This window comes from Aminobacter sp. P4_H6_2 (genome assembly GCF_056400805.1).
Map to the genome: position 1 here is coordinate 1 of NZ_JBFUKO010000066.1, position 16,203 is coordinate 16,203.

At 59.8% G+C, this 16,203-nt stretch carries 26 protein-coding genes and 1 tRNA gene; 3 read left to right on the plus strand and 24 right to left on the minus strand.

The window, feature by feature from the left end:
• From AC1DUU_RS08010 to AC1DUU_RS08050, 9 genes are all read right to left on the minus strand, one after another.
• Nucleotides 1-871: tyrosine-type recombinase/integrase (locus AC1DUU_RS08010; protein ID WP_476782889.1), on the minus strand; the 871-nt coding region annotated here is incomplete at its 3' end.
• Nucleotides 862-1,110: a hypothetical protein gene (locus AC1DUU_RS08015; protein ID WP_476782890.1), complete on the minus strand. Its 249-nt coding sequence runs from the start codon at nucleotides 1,108-1,110 to the stop codon at nucleotides 862-864. The genes AC1DUU_RS08015 and AC1DUU_RS08010, both read right to left, overlap by 10 nt.
• Entirely contained in the window at nucleotides 1,107-1,325 is a 219-nt protein-coding gene (locus AC1DUU_RS08020; RefSeq protein WP_476782891.1) for a hypothetical protein, read from the minus strand. Before AC1DUU_RS08020 ends, AC1DUU_RS08015 begins: the two co-directional genes overlap by 4 nt.
• On the minus strand, nucleotides 1,322-1,648 hold the full coding sequence (locus AC1DUU_RS08025) for a hypothetical protein (RefSeq protein ID WP_476782892.1): 327 nt from the start codon (nucleotides 1,646-1,648) through the stop codon (nucleotides 1,322-1,324). Before AC1DUU_RS08025 ends, AC1DUU_RS08020 begins: the two co-directional genes overlap by 4 nt.
• Entirely contained in the window at nucleotides 1,641-2,003 is a 363-nt protein-coding gene (locus AC1DUU_RS08030) for a hypothetical protein (protein WP_476782893.1), read from the minus strand. The genes AC1DUU_RS08025 and AC1DUU_RS08030 overlap by 8 nt, the downstream gene beginning before the upstream one ends.
• A complete protein-coding gene (locus AC1DUU_RS08035) occupies nucleotides 2,000-2,827 on the minus strand; it encodes a hypothetical protein (RefSeq protein WP_476782894.1) in 828 nt (275 codons plus the stop codon). The genes AC1DUU_RS08030 and AC1DUU_RS08035 overlap by 4 nt, the downstream gene beginning before the upstream one ends.
• 57 nt (nucleotides 2,828-2,884) lie before the next feature.
• A complete protein-coding gene (locus AC1DUU_RS08040; protein WP_476782895.1) occupies nucleotides 2,885-3,313 on the minus strand; it encodes a hypothetical protein in 429 nt (142 codons plus the stop codon).
• Nucleotides 3,310-4,053 (minus strand): Rha family transcriptional regulator, encoded by a 744-nt coding sequence (locus AC1DUU_RS08045; RefSeq protein ID WP_476782896.1) that lies wholly within the window; start codon nucleotides 4,051-4,053, stop codon nucleotides 3,310-3,312. The genes AC1DUU_RS08040 and AC1DUU_RS08045 overlap by 4 nt, the downstream gene beginning before the upstream one ends.
• Before the next feature lie 69 nt (nucleotides 4,054-4,122).
• A complete protein-coding gene (locus AC1DUU_RS08050) occupies nucleotides 4,123-4,788 on the minus strand; it encodes a helix-turn-helix domain-containing protein (RefSeq protein WP_476782897.1) in 666 nt (221 codons plus the stop codon).
• A gap of 121 nt (nucleotides 4,789-4,909) precedes the next feature.
• Between AC1DUU_RS08050 and AC1DUU_RS08055 the strand changes: the two genes are divergently transcribed.
• The gene (locus AC1DUU_RS08055) at nucleotides 4,910-5,158 is read left to right on the plus strand and encodes a Cro/CI family transcriptional regulator (protein WP_476782898.1); all 249 of its coding nucleotides are present in this window, start codon (nucleotides 4,910-4,912) and stop codon (nucleotides 5,156-5,158) included.
• Between the two features lie 153 nt (nucleotides 5,159-5,311).
• Complete coding sequence (locus AC1DUU_RS08060) at nucleotides 5,312-5,674, plus strand: hypothetical protein (RefSeq protein ID WP_476782899.1); 363 nt, start codon at nucleotides 5,312-5,314, stop codon at nucleotides 5,672-5,674.
• 902 nt (nucleotides 5,675-6,576) lie between these two features.
• Here the strand turns inward: AC1DUU_RS08060 and AC1DUU_RS08065 are convergent.
• From AC1DUU_RS08065 to AC1DUU_RS08075, 3 genes are all read right to left on the minus strand, one after another.
• Complete coding sequence (locus tag AC1DUU_RS08065) at nucleotides 6,577-7,329, minus strand: alpha/beta hydrolase (protein WP_476782900.1); 753 nt, start codon at nucleotides 7,327-7,329, stop codon at nucleotides 6,577-6,579.
• 81 nt (nucleotides 7,330-7,410) lie between these two features.
• Nucleotides 7,411-7,680: a hypothetical protein gene (locus AC1DUU_RS08070; protein ID WP_476782901.1), complete on the minus strand. Its 270-nt coding sequence runs from the start codon at nucleotides 7,678-7,680 to the stop codon at nucleotides 7,411-7,413.
• Nucleotides 7,681-7,913: 233 nt separating this feature from the next.
• Nucleotides 7,914-8,435 (minus strand): hypothetical protein, encoded by a 522-nt coding sequence (locus AC1DUU_RS08075; RefSeq protein WP_476782902.1) that lies wholly within the window; start codon nucleotides 8,433-8,435, stop codon nucleotides 7,914-7,916.
• Nucleotides 8,436-8,597: 162 nt separating this feature from the next.
• Here AC1DUU_RS08075 and AC1DUU_RS08080 point away from each other — a divergent pair, with 162 nt between their 5' ends.
• A complete protein-coding gene (locus AC1DUU_RS08080) occupies nucleotides 8,598-9,029 on the plus strand; it encodes a hypothetical protein (RefSeq protein ID WP_476782903.1) in 432 nt (143 codons plus the stop codon).
• A gap of 17 nt (nucleotides 9,030-9,046) precedes the next feature.
• On the opposite strand, the gene AC1DUU_RS08085 is transcribed toward AC1DUU_RS08080, so the two are convergent.
• The 12 genes from AC1DUU_RS08085 to murA all read right to left on the minus strand — a co-directional run bounded on the left by AC1DUU_RS08085 (nucleotide 9,047) and on the right by murA (nucleotide 16,002).
• Complete coding sequence (locus AC1DUU_RS08085; RefSeq protein ID WP_476782904.1) at nucleotides 9,047-9,289, minus strand: hypothetical protein; 243 nt, start codon at nucleotides 9,287-9,289, stop codon at nucleotides 9,047-9,049.
• A 5-nt stretch (nucleotides 9,290-9,294) separates the two neighbouring features.
• Complete coding sequence (locus AC1DUU_RS08090) at nucleotides 9,295-9,684, minus strand: hypothetical protein (RefSeq protein WP_476782905.1); 390 nt, start codon at nucleotides 9,682-9,684, stop codon at nucleotides 9,295-9,297.
• Between the two features lie 51 nt (nucleotides 9,685-9,735).
• Complete coding sequence (locus tag AC1DUU_RS08095; RefSeq protein ID WP_476782906.1) at nucleotides 9,736-10,197, minus strand: hypothetical protein; 462 nt, start codon at nucleotides 10,195-10,197, stop codon at nucleotides 9,736-9,738.
• Nucleotides 10,198-10,424: 227 nt separating this feature from the next.
• Nucleotides 10,425-10,500, minus strand: a tRNA-Phe gene (locus AC1DUU_RS08100).
• A 164-nt stretch (nucleotides 10,501-10,664) separates the two neighbouring features.
• Nucleotides 10,665-10,883 carry a DNA gyrase inhibitor YacG gene (yacG, locus tag AC1DUU_RS08105; protein WP_476782907.1) on the minus strand — a complete coding sequence of 73 codons (219 nt, stop codon included), beginning with the start codon at nucleotides 10,881-10,883 and terminating at the stop codon, nucleotides 10,665-10,667.
• On the minus strand, nucleotides 10,880-11,509 hold the full coding sequence (locus tag AC1DUU_RS08110; RefSeq protein WP_476782908.1) for a Maf-like protein: 630 nt from the start codon (nucleotides 11,507-11,509) through the stop codon (nucleotides 10,880-10,882). The genes yacG and AC1DUU_RS08110 overlap by 4 nt, the downstream gene beginning before the upstream one ends.
• A gap of 51 nt (nucleotides 11,510-11,560) precedes the next feature.
• Nucleotides 11,561-11,779 carry a translation initiation factor IF-1 gene (gene infA / locus AC1DUU_RS08115; protein ID WP_006200926.1) on the minus strand — a complete coding sequence of 73 codons (219 nt, stop codon included), beginning with the start codon at nucleotides 11,777-11,779 and terminating at the stop codon, nucleotides 11,561-11,563.
• A gap of 89 nt (nucleotides 11,780-11,868) precedes the next feature.
• The gene (locus AC1DUU_RS08120) at nucleotides 11,869-12,327 is read right to left on the minus strand and encodes an arsenate-mycothiol transferase ArsC (protein ID WP_476782909.1); all 459 of its coding nucleotides are present in this window, start codon (nucleotides 12,325-12,327) and stop codon (nucleotides 11,869-11,871) included.
• A 3-nt stretch (nucleotides 12,328-12,330) separates the two neighbouring features.
• The gene (locus AC1DUU_RS08125) at nucleotides 12,331-12,816 is read right to left on the minus strand and encodes a UPF0262 family protein (RefSeq protein WP_067965312.1); all 486 of its coding nucleotides are present in this window, start codon (nucleotides 12,814-12,816) and stop codon (nucleotides 12,331-12,333) included.
• Nucleotides 12,817-12,822: 6 nt separating this feature from the next.
• Nucleotides 12,823-14,115 carry a histidinol dehydrogenase gene (gene hisD, locus AC1DUU_RS08130; protein ID WP_476782910.1) on the minus strand — a complete coding sequence of 431 codons (1,293 nt, stop codon included), beginning with the start codon at nucleotides 14,113-14,115 and terminating at the stop codon, nucleotides 12,823-12,825.
• A 10-nt stretch (nucleotides 14,116-14,125) separates the two neighbouring features.
• Nucleotides 14,126-14,560: a DUF2948 family protein gene (locus tag AC1DUU_RS08135; RefSeq protein WP_476782911.1), complete on the minus strand. Its 435-nt coding sequence runs from the start codon at nucleotides 14,558-14,560 to the stop codon at nucleotides 14,126-14,128.
• 152 nt (nucleotides 14,561-14,712) lie between these two features.
• Nucleotides 14,713-16,002 carry a UDP-N-acetylglucosamine 1-carboxyvinyltransferase gene (gene murA / locus AC1DUU_RS08140; protein WP_476782912.1) on the minus strand — a complete coding sequence of 430 codons (1,290 nt, stop codon included), beginning with the start codon at nucleotides 16,000-16,002 and terminating at the stop codon, nucleotides 14,713-14,715.
• Nucleotides 16,003-16,203: the final 201 nt, after the last annotated feature.

Here is a 16,203-nt window from a genome sequence, read left to right on the forward strand (position 1 = left end):
CGTCACACCACTGTCGCATCTTGTTCCCAAGCCCGTTGACGGTGAACGGCTTGTTGAACTCGGTGACAAGGAAGGTGAGGTTGCCGGTTTCGCTGCTGTCCAGTGTGGCGCGCAGCGGCGCAATGACCGGGAGCTCGACCACGACGCCCGAAGATTTCGCAGTCTTTCCTGGACGAATGGTCAACCACCCGTCGCGGATATGCTGCCGCCCAACGATAGCCAGGTCGGACAGACGCAGGCCGGTAAACATCGCGAGATGAAGAGCAAGGCGGGCCTTAGTGCCGACGGGGTGACGCTGCTCGTACTGCAATACCTCTTCTCTGGTCCAAGTGTGGAAGCCGTCGCCGGAATGCAGCCGCTTGATGCGCAGAGCCGGATTGACCTTGGCAATGTCGTTCTCCACCGCCCATCCGAAGAGCGCGGACAGAACTTTCACGATGTCGTTTTGGGCACCAGCGGTCGAGCGGAGCGTGTCCCGAATTTCGAGGATGTGCTTACGCTCCATAAGCGCGAAGGGCAGGGACCCGCGCTTCTTGTCGCGGTGCTTGCTCAAGGCAATTTCGTCGAGCAGGCGTGCGCGCCTTGCCAAGCCGCTGGCGGCGATCTTCGCGCGGGCTTTGTATTGGTGAATGAGCCATAGAAGCGAACCTTCGGCTGCGCCGGCAGGCCCCTTAGCCGTCTCGGCCCCGGCCTTCTGGTATGGCAAGCCGAGCCGCGCACAAGACACTTCGGCCTCGAACTCTTTAGTTCCCGGCGACTCGGTGAGCCGTACCTTCGAACGGCCAGGCGCGCGGAAATACAAGCGCACGTTTTTGCGCTTGTCTCGGTCAATGGTTACGCCTTTAGGAAGCTTCTTCGGCATCAGTTCCAAGGATTGCTCCCTTCGGGCTTCAGGTCAACGGCCTCCGAGCGGTGTGGTAAACGCCGGAAGGCGTCCGCCACCTCTTGAACGTCCCAGACAATACGACCGAAAATCTGCCTGCCGTCCGGCATCATGCCTTCATGAACCAGCCGATCGAACAAGGTTGAGCTGATGCCGATGAAGGCTGCAGCCTGTTCGCGGCTGATGCCGACCGGCGGCAGGCTGTCGGGGAGGGGGCGTGCTTTCATGCCGCCCTCCAGATGATGCCAACCCAGATGCCGGCGAGGCCGACACCTACGATCGATGCCAGAAGGAAAAGCTCGGCGGCAGACATGGGCGCAGCGGCTGGTCGACAGGTGGTCCGCAGTGCGCCGAAGCGCTCGGCATGCCAATCGGACCGGCGTTGCAGGTCGAGGGCTCGCTTTGAGTGATAGAGCGCCAGCAGGGAGCGGATCAGCCTCATGCCGCTTCCTCCTCGGATACGCCGGCCATGTGGCAGGCTAGGCCAAGCAGCCACTGACCAAGATTGCCGTCGCCGGTCGAGCGATGGTGCTCGACGAGGTAGGCCATGCCGCGCTTCAGGCCATCAAGCGAAGAGTACGGATGCTCGATGATGGCCCAAATCGCATCGAATGTGGCTTCGCTGGTTATGGCCTGCGCCGCTTCGGCTGTCGCCTTGGCATCCTTGCCGGATGCGTTGTCAGTCGCCTCGCAGGCCGCGTCCAGCGTCACCCACGTTGCGGCGTGTGCAGCGATCAGGACTTCGATCTCTCGGAGGTCAGCCATTGCGACGCCCTCCCTCCAAGAACCGATGGTCACGCACTTTGATGTCCGCAACGACGATGGCGAGCACGCTGTCGTCGAACTGTTCTTTCGAGCAGTAGTGATCGGAATAGCGCTGGTTCTCTTTGAACAGCCGAAGCCGGTCGATCATGTTCTGGACGCAGACGAGCTCGGGACCGACGCCATTGTGGTAGACGTAAGTACCCTCCCCGACATAACCGTGCACCGGCTTGACCAGCACGAAATCGAAGCCTTCGCGCAAGCGTGGGAACATGCCGTCGCCGAGGACTGGGTCGATCCGCAGAGCGTCGGAAAAGATTGCGTCGGTTGGCACGTCGATTGGAAACAGGTCGTTCATGAGCTTGCACCGCCTTCCGCATGGCGCAGGATCGATGCAGCGATCTGCCCGTGCCATTGTATGGCGTGGCGGATGGCGAGTTTGGCCATTCCCTTGCCGCTTTTGTCCCACGCGGCCAGCGCCTGGGCCTTGATAAGCAGCCCCTCCATGGTGAGATCGGGTTCATTCATCATCGCCGCGATGAGGTCTTCCATTTCATCGCGGAACCTGTGCGTAACCGTCCATTTTGTCTCGTATTCGGCCGTCGCTGGCCCTTTAAGCCGAGCGCACTCCTTTTCGTAGGTCTCGGCGATGCCGTGCTGTCGCTCCAGCCGCGCGAGTTCATCACGCCACGCGGCTTCGGTTTTGCCGCCGCTCTTCTTCTGCTTGCCTTTGCGGAGGACGCCCAAATGATACCGGACGAGGTTGAATTCCCCCCACAGCTTCCGCGTCGTCACAACGATGCGGCGAGGAAAGGCGTCCCCCTTGCGCCACAGATAACCGCCCATCACCCGCATTTCCGGCTCGCCGGGCTGCTTACCTTCCCAGGGATGCGCAGTTCCAAGCGCAGTCAGTTCGTCAGGGGCCCATGGCCAGACAGCGTTCCACTTCGCCTCGACAGCATCCTGAGCCTGCTGAGCTTCGTTGTGTGCAGAGACCAGTGCAGGAAGTTTGGATGCCAGTTCCAGCAATCGCGGGTTCTCCGCAATCGCGGGGCTTGCAAGTGCAGGCGCAGGCATCGCGCCGACTGCGGCAGCAGTGGAGGCAGAGGCAAGCCCGAGCAGTAGGCGACGGCGGTTGATTTCGGGCATGCCTTCGGCGGCAGCCTGAACAGGGTTCGGCATTGGTAGTCTCCAGATTGTTCAGGGTGCCGCGTCAGCCGCGGCGGGCTACGCGTTGGTCTACTTCAGGTTTCTCTCGTCACGCTCGATCGCGACGTATTCGACAAGGCATTCTGCGAAATCGCTGACAGTCGTTGGTACGTCTTCACCATCGATATCGATCCCGCCCCGCCACAATGCCCACATCAAGGGAGTGGTCGGCCGCTCTATCCCTATTGCGAGCGCGGCCAATCTGCTGATCGGCATCGGCTTGCCGTTAAAACTGGTCTGCGGTTCCGGCAGAAATCCTCCAACTTCGACGTAGTTCCCATCTGATGCTTGCATCAGATAGCGCGGTGAAGCAGGATCGGTCTGATAGATGTAGTCGTTGCTGTCCCGCCACTGGCGATACACGATGCCGCAAATTGCCAGGGCCTCGAGCAAATCGCTCGTGTCGATATGTCTCGCGACGTCTCCGCGACGGTCATCATTGGCAAGGCGGATCATCATACACCTGCCTTTCCGGTCAGCTTGAACCGGCTCTCGATGTCTGGATGGATTGCCTGCGTCGCAGTGACCATCGTGCATTCGCCGACGAAGCGGGCGAAAAGCTTGGTCACATCGATGATGCGCCAGACCGCATAGCTGCTGCCCTTTGCGTTCTCGTGGCTGTTCTTGACCATCTGAAACGGGCGCGGGCTGTAGGGCAGGTCGCCCATCACCGCGTCGATAATGCGTTGCGGCAACCCATATCGCCGATTGGTCCGCTTCCTGACCTCTGACAGCGATTCAGCGTTCTGCGGTTTTGCGGTGAGGGGGGCCGTGTCCTTGATCAGCTGGATATCGGCACTGATCGCTCTGAGCTGCCGATCTTGCTCGGCCCCTCGGCGCTCCTGATCCGCCACCATCTGGAAGACGTTGGCGAAGGCCTCGGCAGTGGTGGGCAGGCGGGCTGGAGTTCCGTCGAGCTCTGCGAGCTTGTCGACCACCCGCTTGCGGAGTTTCACGTCATATCCGGTGGCGAGCGTCATCGCGTGCTCGCGATCAAGCCAAATGAGGGAAATGTAGTCGCGGATATCCCGCTCGATCCGGATGCCCGGATGGTACAAATCTGTACCATCTTCGCCATAGAGGTCAGCGAGCATCTTCCGGATGTCGCGGAGAACGGTCTTGTGCCCTTTGCCTGTGGCCTCGGCAATGTCCTTGCTCGAAAGCTCATGGCCAGTCTGTGTGTTTGCGGGTGCGAGCATGCGTGCCTCGTTGGTTAACGAGGCGTATCAAGCCATACTTGATTTTAGGTGTCAAGCGTTGCTTGATTATTAATCCATGCGAAAGAACCGGCGATGCTCTCGCACGGTGCCTATCACTTGACCAGGATTGTCGGCGTCGACCCTTCTGGGTGAGCGGGCACCTGAGTCGAAGTGTAGTTCAAAGATGGGGGCGCGGTGCTCATCTCGGCCAATCAGGCGGTAGGACGCGAGGAAAACCTCCGTAGTCTTATCCATTTGAGCGACAACGTAGTCTCCCTTCTCGGGGGCTCTCCCTGTGTCGATGACCACGATATCGCCGGTTTTGAAAGTCGGCGTCATGAAGCCAGATCGGCAGACTAAAGCGAATACGTCACCAACTGGCTTCCATGTGATCTGAAGAAATTTTGAAGGTGCCAGAGGTGACGAAAACCAGTCTTCCGGGTTTGGTAGGTTGAGCCAGTCTTCCGGAGACTTCCATTCAACTATCGGTGCCCTGACCGGCACATCGTCCAGCTCAAACAAGGAGTCACTGATGGTTCTGGTAATGGGCGCCTCTAGATCCAGGCTCATATACTTGGATAGATCCAGGAGATTTCGAGTGCTTGGCGTGGTTTTATCGGTCTCCCATTGGGAAACGGCCTGGACGCTAACCTTTAGGTGGTCGGCTACTTCCTGCTGGGTTTTGCCCGAAGCTTTGCGCGCTTTCCGGATTTGCGCCCCGATCGTGTCGGCCATCTCACTGTCTCCAGGTTTCTAGGCGATAATAAAGGCATGCTTTAGCCAAACAATGAAGCGTAGCTTGATTTTAAGGTTAAGCGCTGCTTTAATATCATCCTTATCAGCCAATCGGATGAGGATGATGACGCCACTTGAAAGAGCTAAGAAGGCGGTAGGCGCTTCGAAGGAGCTTGCCCGACGCATAGGGGTGACGCCACAGGCGATCAGCCAGTGGAAGACTGTCCCGGCAAACCGGGTTCTGGCGGTCGAGCGTGCGACCGGCATAGGCCGCAGCGTTCTGCGGCCTGATCTCTACCCGCCTGAGCTTCGCCGCTGCACTGGCGTTGGCGGGCTGTTCGACTTCGAAACCGGCACCTGCCAGCACTAACGGGCTGCGCGCTGTGGTCGGTACCTCGCTGATCGGCGCGCGAGGCAAGACGCCAGCCGACCAGGCGGGCATCAACGAGACGGCGGCGGGTCTTTGCGCGGGCGGCGTATGGACCAAGAGCGAGTGCGCTCGCCATGGRAAGGAAAGCCGGCAATGACGCGCGAAACCATCGGGGAGCGGCAAATCAGATTGGAAGAGCAGTTTAAGGCCGTCGTCGCCTCGCTGACGATGCTGACCGAGCAAGGCAAGGAAGCCGCCGAGAGCCGACGGCGAGGCTATCAGGCGCAAGAGGATCTTCGCCTCGAAGTGATGGGGATYAAGCATCGGCTGGACGGTTTGGAGAAGTCCGTCGASGCGATCAAACCAACKACAGCCGAGTATGCCCAGGTGCGCGATCGMGTGGTGTTTGCSGGRTCTATGGGCCGGGGCTTGTGGTCGGTCGGCAAGGCGTTGTTGTCGGCCGCCGCCGGTGCCGCTGCAGCATGGTACGCGGTCACAGGTCGACCGCCACCCTGACCGTTTTCCGTTACATCAGGGAATCATGTTAGCCTGACCTGGTTGATCTCTCCCATCCTTTGCCCTGCTGCCGAAAGGTAGCGGGCTTTTTCGCGTTTTGGCGCCCTGCACGACTCAAACAAATGCCTGCTCGGATGTTGCATCCAAGCAGGCAAGTTGCACCGCGCACGGCATTTATGTGTGCTTTGGGGGGCGGGGGATACCGACGCAATGCTCTCTTGTAGGATGTAAGGCGTCGCGCCGGCACTCTACCCCGCCAACCCACGGCAATCTTGCCCTGCCATCCGACCACTAGCAATTAGATCAATGGATTGACGATGCCGAGGCTTTTACCGGCGGTTAACCAAGCCGAGCGACCATGGCTTAGCGGTCATGTATCCAGTACCGCGTCCTTAAGCCTGACCAATCAAGAGGCCCCGCTGCCTAAAGGTGGCGGGGCTTTTTCTGCTTTTAGGGGGAACCCGATCCGGGTGCACCTCGTTTGATCGAGCGGAGACGAATGAGCGCAGTCTTAACCTTTCAGCTACGCTCATATCGAAGAGATCCATCACGCCGCAAGGGTGGGTCTTCGTTGTCCGTGAAGCGTGTTTGCCTCCTCTGACGCGCTTCAAAATGGGGCCTGTCGGCTGGCGGGCTGGCAGGCCTTTAAGTTCCCTGGCAACCRTGGCAACCTATCAGCGCACAGTGATGATGATGCAACCAGAGTTGTGCCGGAACGGCCTGCCGAACATGAACTCGGCAGGCCGTTTCTGCGATCACGGCACCAACACCTCCGTCACGGTGGCATAGCGCAGCTTATCCTCACCCTTCAGGTGCTTGGCCATGACGCGCAAGACCGGCGTGACAGGGACCGCGCGCTTGCGGACGGTCGTTCTGGCATCAACTTCACACCGGACATAGCCCTAGATACCTTTCAAGCATTCAGAAATCAAAGAAAGCATCTTTGATTTTTGATCGTCAGTGGCTCCGTCCCACATCTGATTGTGTTCGAGTCCAGGGACGCCACCAATGATCATCTGAAAATCAAGCTGCTGTTTCGCTTCAGGTAGAACGCCCTCGTCGGGCTGCTGATCACTTGAACGTATGGAACAGACGCGAGGCTTTGCCGTCCTAGGTAGCGGCATGCGACGGTTGTCCAACGACAAAACGGCGCGGGTAAGTTCTGGGTGCTCCGTTGCAAAGAGCATTGATAAATCGCCGCCATTTGAGTGGCCGATAACAATCGCGCCTTCGTCGCTTGTGGCGATGCCTTTCTGTCGCAATTCCCCAATCACAAAGCGGATGTTCTCGGCGCCATTCTGCCAGTTCGGGCGCCGAGAAACGGTCAGGACGCCGTCCATTGCCAATGGGGGATCACCGGGGAGCTCCTGCTGGATCGACGCCACCACATATCCTTCGGCAGCAAGGGCCGTTGCGATAAATGAGTAAGCCGTATTCTTCCCCTCATAACCATGCGAAATGATTACAAGCGGCTTCGCACCTTTACTGGATCCGGGGTCATAGAGTGCGACCGGAATCGCACGCTGCCGCGCGCTATCGAGTAACTCCAAGAATTTGACGCTCTCTTGTGCATGTGATTGCAGTGGCAGCGAAGTGAACACGGCAATGGCGACCATCAGGCGCTTGGCTGTGGGTTCAATAAAGAATTTCCGCATTTTGATCTCTTTCAGAATGAAATTCGTAGGCGATGATTTATCGGGGGTGCGTCCGTTGCAGAGTTCTATAGCGCCGCAGCGTCAGTCCATGTCCGGCACTTCGCCGTGCTGGTAAAGGATCTTCGGCTCGCCATATTCGCCAATCGCAGGATTTGCATCGCGAGACCAGGCGATGACGCCAGCATGTTCGCTTTCGACCATCTTGGCCAAGCGCACGGCGGCTTCTTCGCTCTGCATCTGTCGGGGGTCGAACGCAGGCTGAAGGTCGCCCTCGGCATCTCGGTTGAACGCCGCCACGACAATCAGCTTCGGCATCTTCTGCTCGGGCAGAACGTGGCCTGTGTTGGACATGACACCCTCCATCAATTGCAGGGCGCGATTTTTCGCAAGTAGCGGCCCTTGCGCCAATCGTACTTGAAGCCGTCCGGGCGCGTGAAGCCTTGCGACGGTCTAACCTCGTTCCCTTCCGAATTATTCTGGTCTGGAATATTTACGACCGTGCAAGCCGCCTGCTGGCGCTTCGCCTGTCTCATCCGGTGCCAGGGAGTGTGACAACCGATTACCGGCAGGCGGCTTAGGCGCAGCTATTTGGTGAAGGCTTCCCATAGGCGATCAAAACCATCGTGCGACTTCATCCCTGACACTTTACGGATCCGCCCGGCGAGCTTCAACGCCGCAAGGCCGCGCTCTTTAGCTGCTGAATGATAGTCGTAAGGGTTCTGCTCCCAGGCTTCCGCGTAGTTAGCGAGCGATTCGGATACCCGGGTGATATTCGAAAACGAGAGAATATCATCAGCAAGGGCGCCATCCAGAGACTTCCAGTCGATGTCGCCAGGTAAGTCTGGAATTGCAGGCAAATGCCTCGACGAAATCTCGCGGTGACGTTCAAACTCTCCGTCTCCCATTATGAGCATATGCCAACATTCAACAGCATATCGTTCAAGGGCGACGGCTGATCTCATCGCACCATAGCGAAATGCCTGCCTTTGCCCGTACCAGCCTTTAACTAGGCCGGTCCCCCAATTGGCGATGGCTGAAACTATCCCCGTTGCTAAAATCGCACCCACGATTTCTTTCGTGGTCCAAATGCTGTTGGTTTCTTCCATGCTTATTGAGCCTTCGGCTTCCCCAATCCGGCCTAGACCCGCACCGGCGAAAACTCGTGCCGACAGTGTTTGCACAACCGCGCGTCCGCTTGGACTTCCTCAGCGCAATCAGGGCAGACCTTGACCCGTCGCGTTTGCTGATCTGGCCCGAAAGGAGGAGGAGTGGAGAAGCTATGCGTGATGACTTGTACCGGCTGCGTCTTCAGTGATGGCAAGCAGGCGATCAAGATCACTCCAAAGATACCAAGGATGCAGCCGAGCAAAAACCAACCGAACCCGCTGCGCCCCTTAGCGCTGGCAATGATGCCAGTGATCACTCCGCAGATGATCCAGAATATTACTAGTTCCATGACAATGTCCCCCCAATCGGCAACCTGCCAGAAATTCGCTGGGGGTCAAGCAGGGCGCTTGGTGGAAAACCTTGTTGCCCCTCGCGCGCCCAGCACCCATTTATCCCGGATGACGAAAACCCTATCCGTTATCGCCTTGGCCGTCGCTATCGGCCTTATCGCGGTGCTTCTGGTGTCCCCTTCAAGCCTCCGCCTGATGCCCGATGAAAAGCCCTCTGAGGTTTCGGCCGTATCTCCCCGCTGAAAGACTTGGGAAACGACCTAATGCGCTTCGCTGGAAGCAATGCACCGAAGCACGATGTCGTGGCTGTTCTCAAGAGCATGCATGCGCTGCTCGCAAGCCTGTAGTGTAGGGAAACCCCGTTCCATGAGCTTGTATGCAACTTCCCCGGAGGCTTCGGCAGCAGCCATCAACGAATACCCGCCTGCCGGCACGGGAGGAGGTTCCGACGACGTGCAGCCGGCAACAGCAAGAACGGCGAACAAAGCGATAGTTTTACGCATGGCGTCTATCCTACAGCAGTGGCAGGAAATTCAACGCCCAAAGCCAAGGCGATGAAGATCGCGCCTATCAAGAACAAGGCCAAGGAAAGCGCCAGGACCCAAAGACCAATCCCTTGAAAGCGATTAGCCACGTTGAGATTGCCATTTCGGTCGGCTTCCCTTTCACTTTTGTCGACGTAACGGGCCGAGAGGAAGCCAAGGAACCAGCAGGACGCTGCCAAAGTGGCTCCTATGGTCCAAAATAGCGAAGCCCAGCTCACATCATCGGCAAGCCCTTGCCCGCGCAGCTCGCCTGCCTGTGTCAGCAAGATGCCCACGGCACCCGAGTTTAGCGCCAGACACGTCTTGATCGCCTCGTGAGCGTACGTCTGAGAAATCTCTCGATAGTCGGCCATCGTTCCCCCGCTGCCGGCGAAGGTGCCAGAAATACGCTGGGGGTCAATCGGCTAAAAGCTGGCGTCCCAACTGACGGAGATGACAGCCAGCGTCGTACCAAAGATGCAAGCTGCCCTCACAACCCAAACATTGACTTTTTCTGTCAGCGTTTCGCCGTCCGTCGTTTGGATTTCCCAACCTCGTAGCGCTATCGCACTCCAAAGCAACAGAACGCCGCCGCAGACCCCGACAAGCATAGCTATCCCTGGTCTCTCGCCAACCTCCTTGAGGGCTATTCGGCCCAAAAGCAGACCGACAACCGCAGCGTAGGTCATCAATCCGAGCGATGTGATCCAGCCAGATCGCAGGATGGCGAGCTGCTTCTTTTTGAACTCGGCAACCTGCATGGGCGGTTCGGCGCTTGCAGGATGCTGGCTTCGTTCTGCTTCGTCGAGAAGGTCAGCCTTGTGAAAACGGTCGGGCGCGAACGCTGCGAGGTAGCACACGCGAATCATTTGCCAGATCGAATGCATTGCTCCCCCCGGAACGAAAAGACTAGGAGGAGACAATGCTGTTCAAGGCAGGAATGCAAGACGCATCGGGGGCAATCCATGTCGCGTTCATGTCGCGTCGACGTGCCGATGGTGAGTGAAAACCCTTGAAAACCAAGGATTGCCAGTTGCAACATGACGCGACATGAGACCGGCAAATCTGCGAAGCTCGGAATGGTCTATGTGGCTGATTTGCTTGGGAAAATAAGTGGTGCCCAGACGCGGATTCGAACCACGGACACGCGGATTTTCAATCCGCTGCTCTACCAACTGAGCTATCTGGGCCTACTTCCAGGATCACGCCAAAAGCCTTGATCCGGACGCTTCGAGTGGTGCGCTGCACCCCTGAAAGCGGGTGGGTTATAACACGAGATTTGCCCCTGTCCAGCGCCTACGATGTCTTTTTCCAGAAAGAAATCACAGGCCGTTGCGGAAGCTCAGACAGCACCTCAGCCTCGTTCGCCGGCTTCGCTGCTGCTGGTTGAATCTTCTTCCTCGTCGTCGCGGACGGGAATGGCGTAGCTGCCCGAGAGCCAGCGATTGAGGTCGACTGCCTTGCAGCGCGGCGAGCAAAACGGGTAGCTGTCGCGCGCCGAGGGCTTGCCACATTCGGGGCAGGCGATCTTGGCGCGCAGCGGCGTGACGATGTCGTTGGGCTTGTCGGTCATATGCGGGCACCAGCCTGCCAGTTGAGCTGGACCTGGTAACCTTCGCCTGAGAGCAGCGAGGTTGTCTCGTAGAGCGGCAGGCCGACCACATTGGTGTAGGAGCCGACGAGCTTGACCACGAAGGTGCCGGCGAGGCCCTGGATGCCATAGCCGCCAGCCTTGCCGCGCCATTCGCCCGAGGCGAGGTAGTTTTCCATGTCCTGCTTCGACAGGCGCTTGAAGCGCACGCGCGTTTCGACCAGCCGCTGCCGCAGCTTGCCGGCGGGCGTCACCAGCGCAAGGCCGGTATAGACTCGGTGCGAGCGGCCCGAAAGCAGTTGCAGACAATGCAGCGCTTCGTCCGATGTCTCCGCCTTGGGCAGGATGCGGCGACCTACGGCCACTACTGTATCGGCAGCAAGGATGAAGCCGGAAGCCGGCTCCGCTTCCTTGGACAGGACGTCATGTGCCTTCTGCGCCTTGGTCACCGACAGGCGCTTTGCCAGCGAGCGCGGGTGCTCGGCCCGCATCGGGCGCTCATCGACGTCGGCTGGAAACAGCCGGTCCGGCTCGATGCCCGCCTGCTGCAACAATTCGACGCGGCGCGGCGAACCCGAGGCAAGCACAAGCTTTTGCAGATCGCTCAATCCAAGATCCTGTAGGCTGAGGCCGGCCGACTGCCCTTGGGCTGTGGCGGCTTACTTGAAGCGGTAGGTGATACGGCCCTTGGTCAGGTCGTAGGGCGTCATTTCGACGAGGACCTTGTCGCCGGTGAGAACGCGGATGCGATTCTTGCGCATGCGACCGGCGGTGTGGGCGATGATTTCGTGTTCGTTTTCGAGCTTGACCCGGAACATCGCATTCGGCAACAATTCCGTAACAACGCCCGGAAACTCGAGGACTTCTTCCTTCGGCATTCGGTACCTTTGGTTTGGATGGCTTTTCCCGGCGATCTGGCCGGAATTTTCGCGGAACCTATATGATAATCCGCGCTTTGTGAACACGCTTAATCGGCGTCGTTTTCTGCTGCCTTTTGCGCGAATCTTTCGCCCATTCTGACTTTCAGCCGCTCACGGACATCGCGATAGGCGTTCATGATCTGGTCGCGCGTGCCCGTCACCGCGGTTGGGTCGGGTGTCGGCCAGTATTCGACGTCGATTGCCATTGAACGGGTGAATTCGAGCGCTGCGTGATGCGCTTCGGGCGCCAGCGTGACGATCAGGTCGAAATAGTCGTCTTCGAGATCATCGAGGGTGCGTGGCTGGTGTTCTTTGAACCCCATGCCTTCTTCGGCAAGCACGGCATCGACGAACGGGTCGCGGTCGCCGGCGCGCACGCCAGCCGAAGCGACGAAGATCGAAGGCGGCAAATGATGGCGGGCAATCGCTTCGGCCATCGGCGAGCGGACCGAATTCATTCGACACATGAACAAGATAGAGCGCGGAGAGGTGCCGTTTGCCGCCATATGTCATCCGCGCCAGTGAAGCACGCAGATCAGCGTGAAGAGGCGACGGGCCGTGTCGAAGTCGATCTCGATCTTGCCGGAGAGGCGGTCGAGCAGCGTTTGCGATCCCTCATTGTGCAGGCCGCGCCTGCCCATGTCGATCGCCTCGATCTGGCTGGGCGTCGAAGAGCGGATCGCTTCATAGTAGCTTTCACAGATCATGAAGTAGTCCTTCACGATGCGACGGAACGGCGTCAGCGACAGGATGTGGGTGACAACCGCTTCGCCATGCTCGCGCGAGATGGCGAAGACCAGCCTGGCGTCGACCAGCGACAGCTTGAGCCGGTAGGGCCCATGGCCGTCGTCATTGATCGGATGGAAGCTGTTTTCCTCGATCAGGTCGAAGATCGCGACCGCGCGCTCGTGCTCCACGTCGGGCGTCGAACGGCCGATCGATTCGTCGAGTTCGACGTCGACCAGGCGGGAGCGTGCGTGGCCTTTGTCGGACATCGCCGCCTACATGTTCAATCTGATGGCGACGGAGCGCGCATGGGCGTCGAGTCCTTCGGCCTTGGCCAATGCGATCGCCGCAGGCGCCAGCGCCCGCAACTGTTCGGGGCCGAGCTTCAGGATGGAGCTGCGCTTGACGAAATCGAGCACTGTCAGGCCCGAGGAAAAGCGTGCCGAGCGCGCCGTGGGCAGCACATGGTTCGGACCGCCGACATAGTCGCCGATAACCTCGGGCGTATGCTTGCCAACGAAGATCGAGCCCGCGTTGCGGACGCGTTCAAGCAGCGCTTCCGGCTCGGCGGTGGCAAGTTCGAGATGTTCGGCAGCGATTCGGTCGATCAGCGGGATTGCTGCCTCAAAGTCGCTGACCAGGATCACCGCGCCAAAGTCGCGCCAACTGGCCGCGGCCGTCTCGGCGCGGGGCAGGAGCTTGATCTGGCGCTCGACAGCTTCTTCCACCGATTTGCCGAAGGCGGCATCGTTGGTGATCAGGATCGACTGCGCCGATACGTCATGTTCGGCCTGGGCCAGCAGATCGGCGGCAAGCCAATCGGGATCGTTGTCGCTGTCGGCGACGATCAGCACTTCCGAGGGGCCGGCGATCATGTCGATGCCGACGGTGCCGAACACCTGGCGCTTGGCAGCCGCCACATAGGCGTTGCCGGGGCCGACGATCTTGGCGACGGGGCGGATGGTTTCGGTGCCATAGGCAAGGGCGGCAATCGCCTGGGCGCCGCCGACGCGGTAGATTTCGGACACGCCGGCGAGATCGGCTGCGACCAGCACCAGCGGATTGATGACGCCGCCGGTGGCGGGCACCACGATGACGATGCGCTCGACGCCGGCGACCTGGGCCGGCACGGCGTTCATCAGCACCGAACTCGGATAGCTCGCCGTGCCGCCGGGAACATACAGCCCGACGGCCTCGACGGCAGTCCAGCGCGAACCGAGCTCGACGCCGATCGAATCGACGTAGCGGTCGTCCTTGGGCATCTGGCGGGCATGGTGCGAGCGGATACGGTCGCGGGCAAAGCGCAGCGCCTCGACAATCTCGGGGTCGGCGTCGACATAGGCCTGATCGATATCCGCGCGCGTCACGGCGATGCCGAGTGTGGTGAGGTCGGCGCGGTCGAATTTCTTGGTGTAGTCGATTAGGGCCGCGTCGCCACGGCTGCGCACGTCGTCGATGATGGCGCGCACAGTGGCGTCGACGTCGGGCGACACCTCGCGCTTGGTGGTCAGGAAGGCGGCGAAGCGCTTCTCGAAACCGGCGTCGGATTGGCTAAGCGTGATGGCCATGGAAAAATGCTCAGGTCTTGTGAATGGGGCGGGAGGAGGCCTGCCAGGCAGCGCCGGTGTCGGTCAATCTGGCTTCGATCACCTCGACCTCGAGCCGGATTGCGGCATCGCCGGAAAACAACAGCTCGATTGTTCCGGCAGGACCCTCGTCCTGCGCAAAACCGATCGCCAGAAGTTCCAGCACTTCGTCGGTCTTGGTACGCGAAATGCCGAACATCTTGACCGACAGCACGCGGTCGAAATGCAAGATCGAGCGCCGGCGCTCATATTTCGGGCGGAAGAAACCCTTCTTGGTTTCCCAGGCGAAGCGGTTCATCGCCATCGCAAAGCGCTTGGCGGGTGCATCGAAAGCGAGGTCGCCGACCTTGATCACCGCATCCTGTACATGAGCCGAGACGATCTCCAGATCTTCTTCGTCGAGGGCGACTAGCTTGAGCTGATTCATGTCCGGTCGGCTGCCTGTGCGGGAAGGTGATGCTTCCGGCTTTGTTAGGCGGTCTTGGTGCCAAAGGGAAGGCAGTATGGCAGTAGGGCAGTATGGGAATAGGGCGGTCAGAACCGACTGCCTTACTGCCCTATTGCCCTACTGCCTTAAAATCACCCGCTGATGCGCTCGATCACCGCACCGCAGCGCGACAGCTTTTCTTCGAGCCGCTCGAAGCCGCGGTCGAGATGGTAGACGCGGTTGACCGTCGTTTCGCCTTCGGCGGCAAGGCCGGCGATGACCAGCGACACCGAAGCGCGCAGGTCAGTCGCCATCACCGGCGCGCCCTTGAGCTTGGAAACGCCTTCGACGATCGCCGTCTGGCCAGAAAGCGTGATGTGGGCGCCAAGGCGGGCGAGCTCCTGCACATGCATGAAGCGGTTTTCGAAGATCGTCTCGGTGATCTTCGACTTGCCTTTCGACATCGTCATCAGGCCCATGAATTGCGCCTGAAGATCGGTCGGGAAGCCTGGGAATGGCTCGGTGGTGACGTCGACCGGCGAGATGCCCGAGCCGTTGCGCAGCACGCGGATGCCGGAATTGGTCTCGATGATCTCGGCACCGGTCTGGGAGATCACGTCGAGCGCGCCCTGCAAAAGGTCGGCACGCGCACCTTCGAGCAGAACGTCGCCGCCGGTCATGGCGACCGCCATGGCATAGGTTCCGGTCTCGATGCGGTCGGGGATGACGCGGTGGCGCGCGCCCGACAGCGAATCGACGCCTTCGATGGTGATGGTCGAGGTGCCCGCGCCTGATATCTTGGCACCCATGGCGTTGAGGCACTCGGCGAGATTGACGACTTCGGGCTCACGGGCAGCGTTTTCGAGCACTGTTTCGCCACGCGCAAGCGTTGCCGCCATCATCAGCACATGGGTGGCGCCGACCGAAATCTTGGGGAAGGTGTAACGATTGCCAGTGAGGCGGTTCTTGGCGGAAGCCAGGATGTAGCCGTTTTCGACCTCGATCTTGGCGCCGAGCGCCTGCAGGCCGTCGATGAACAGGTCGACCGGCCGCGTGCCGATGGCGCAACCGCCCGGCAGCGACACCTTGGCTTCGCCCATGCGGGCAAGCAGCGGCCCGATGACCCAGAAGCTGGCGCGCATCTTGGAGACCAGCTCATAAGGAGCTGTCGTGTCGACGATGTTGCGGGCGGTGAACGAGATGGTGCGCGAATAACCTTCGCCCTGGCGCTCGCGGCGCCCCGAGACGGAATAGTCGACGCCATGATTGCCGAGAATGCGGATCAGCTGCTCGACATCGGCCAGATGCGGCACGTTTTCGAGCGTCAGCGTATCGTCGGTGAGCAGCGAGGCGATCATCAGGGGAAGGGCAGCATTCTTCGCGCCCGAGATCGGGATGATTCCGGTCAGCTCGTTGCCGCCGACAATTCTGATGCGATCCATTGGCCGTCGTTTCTCCGGGGGAACCCGGTTCTGGCGAGAAATTTTCTTGCCGCCGTCTAGACCATCGCGCTTTCAGGTTCAAGAAACCCGGTTTTGCCGGTCTGTGCGCCAAGTGCCTGCCGTTGCCGATCAGGCTTTCTCGGGTTTTTCCGTCTGTCCCTCAGCCGCTGCAAGGCCTTCCGGCCTCGCATCGGCTTCGCC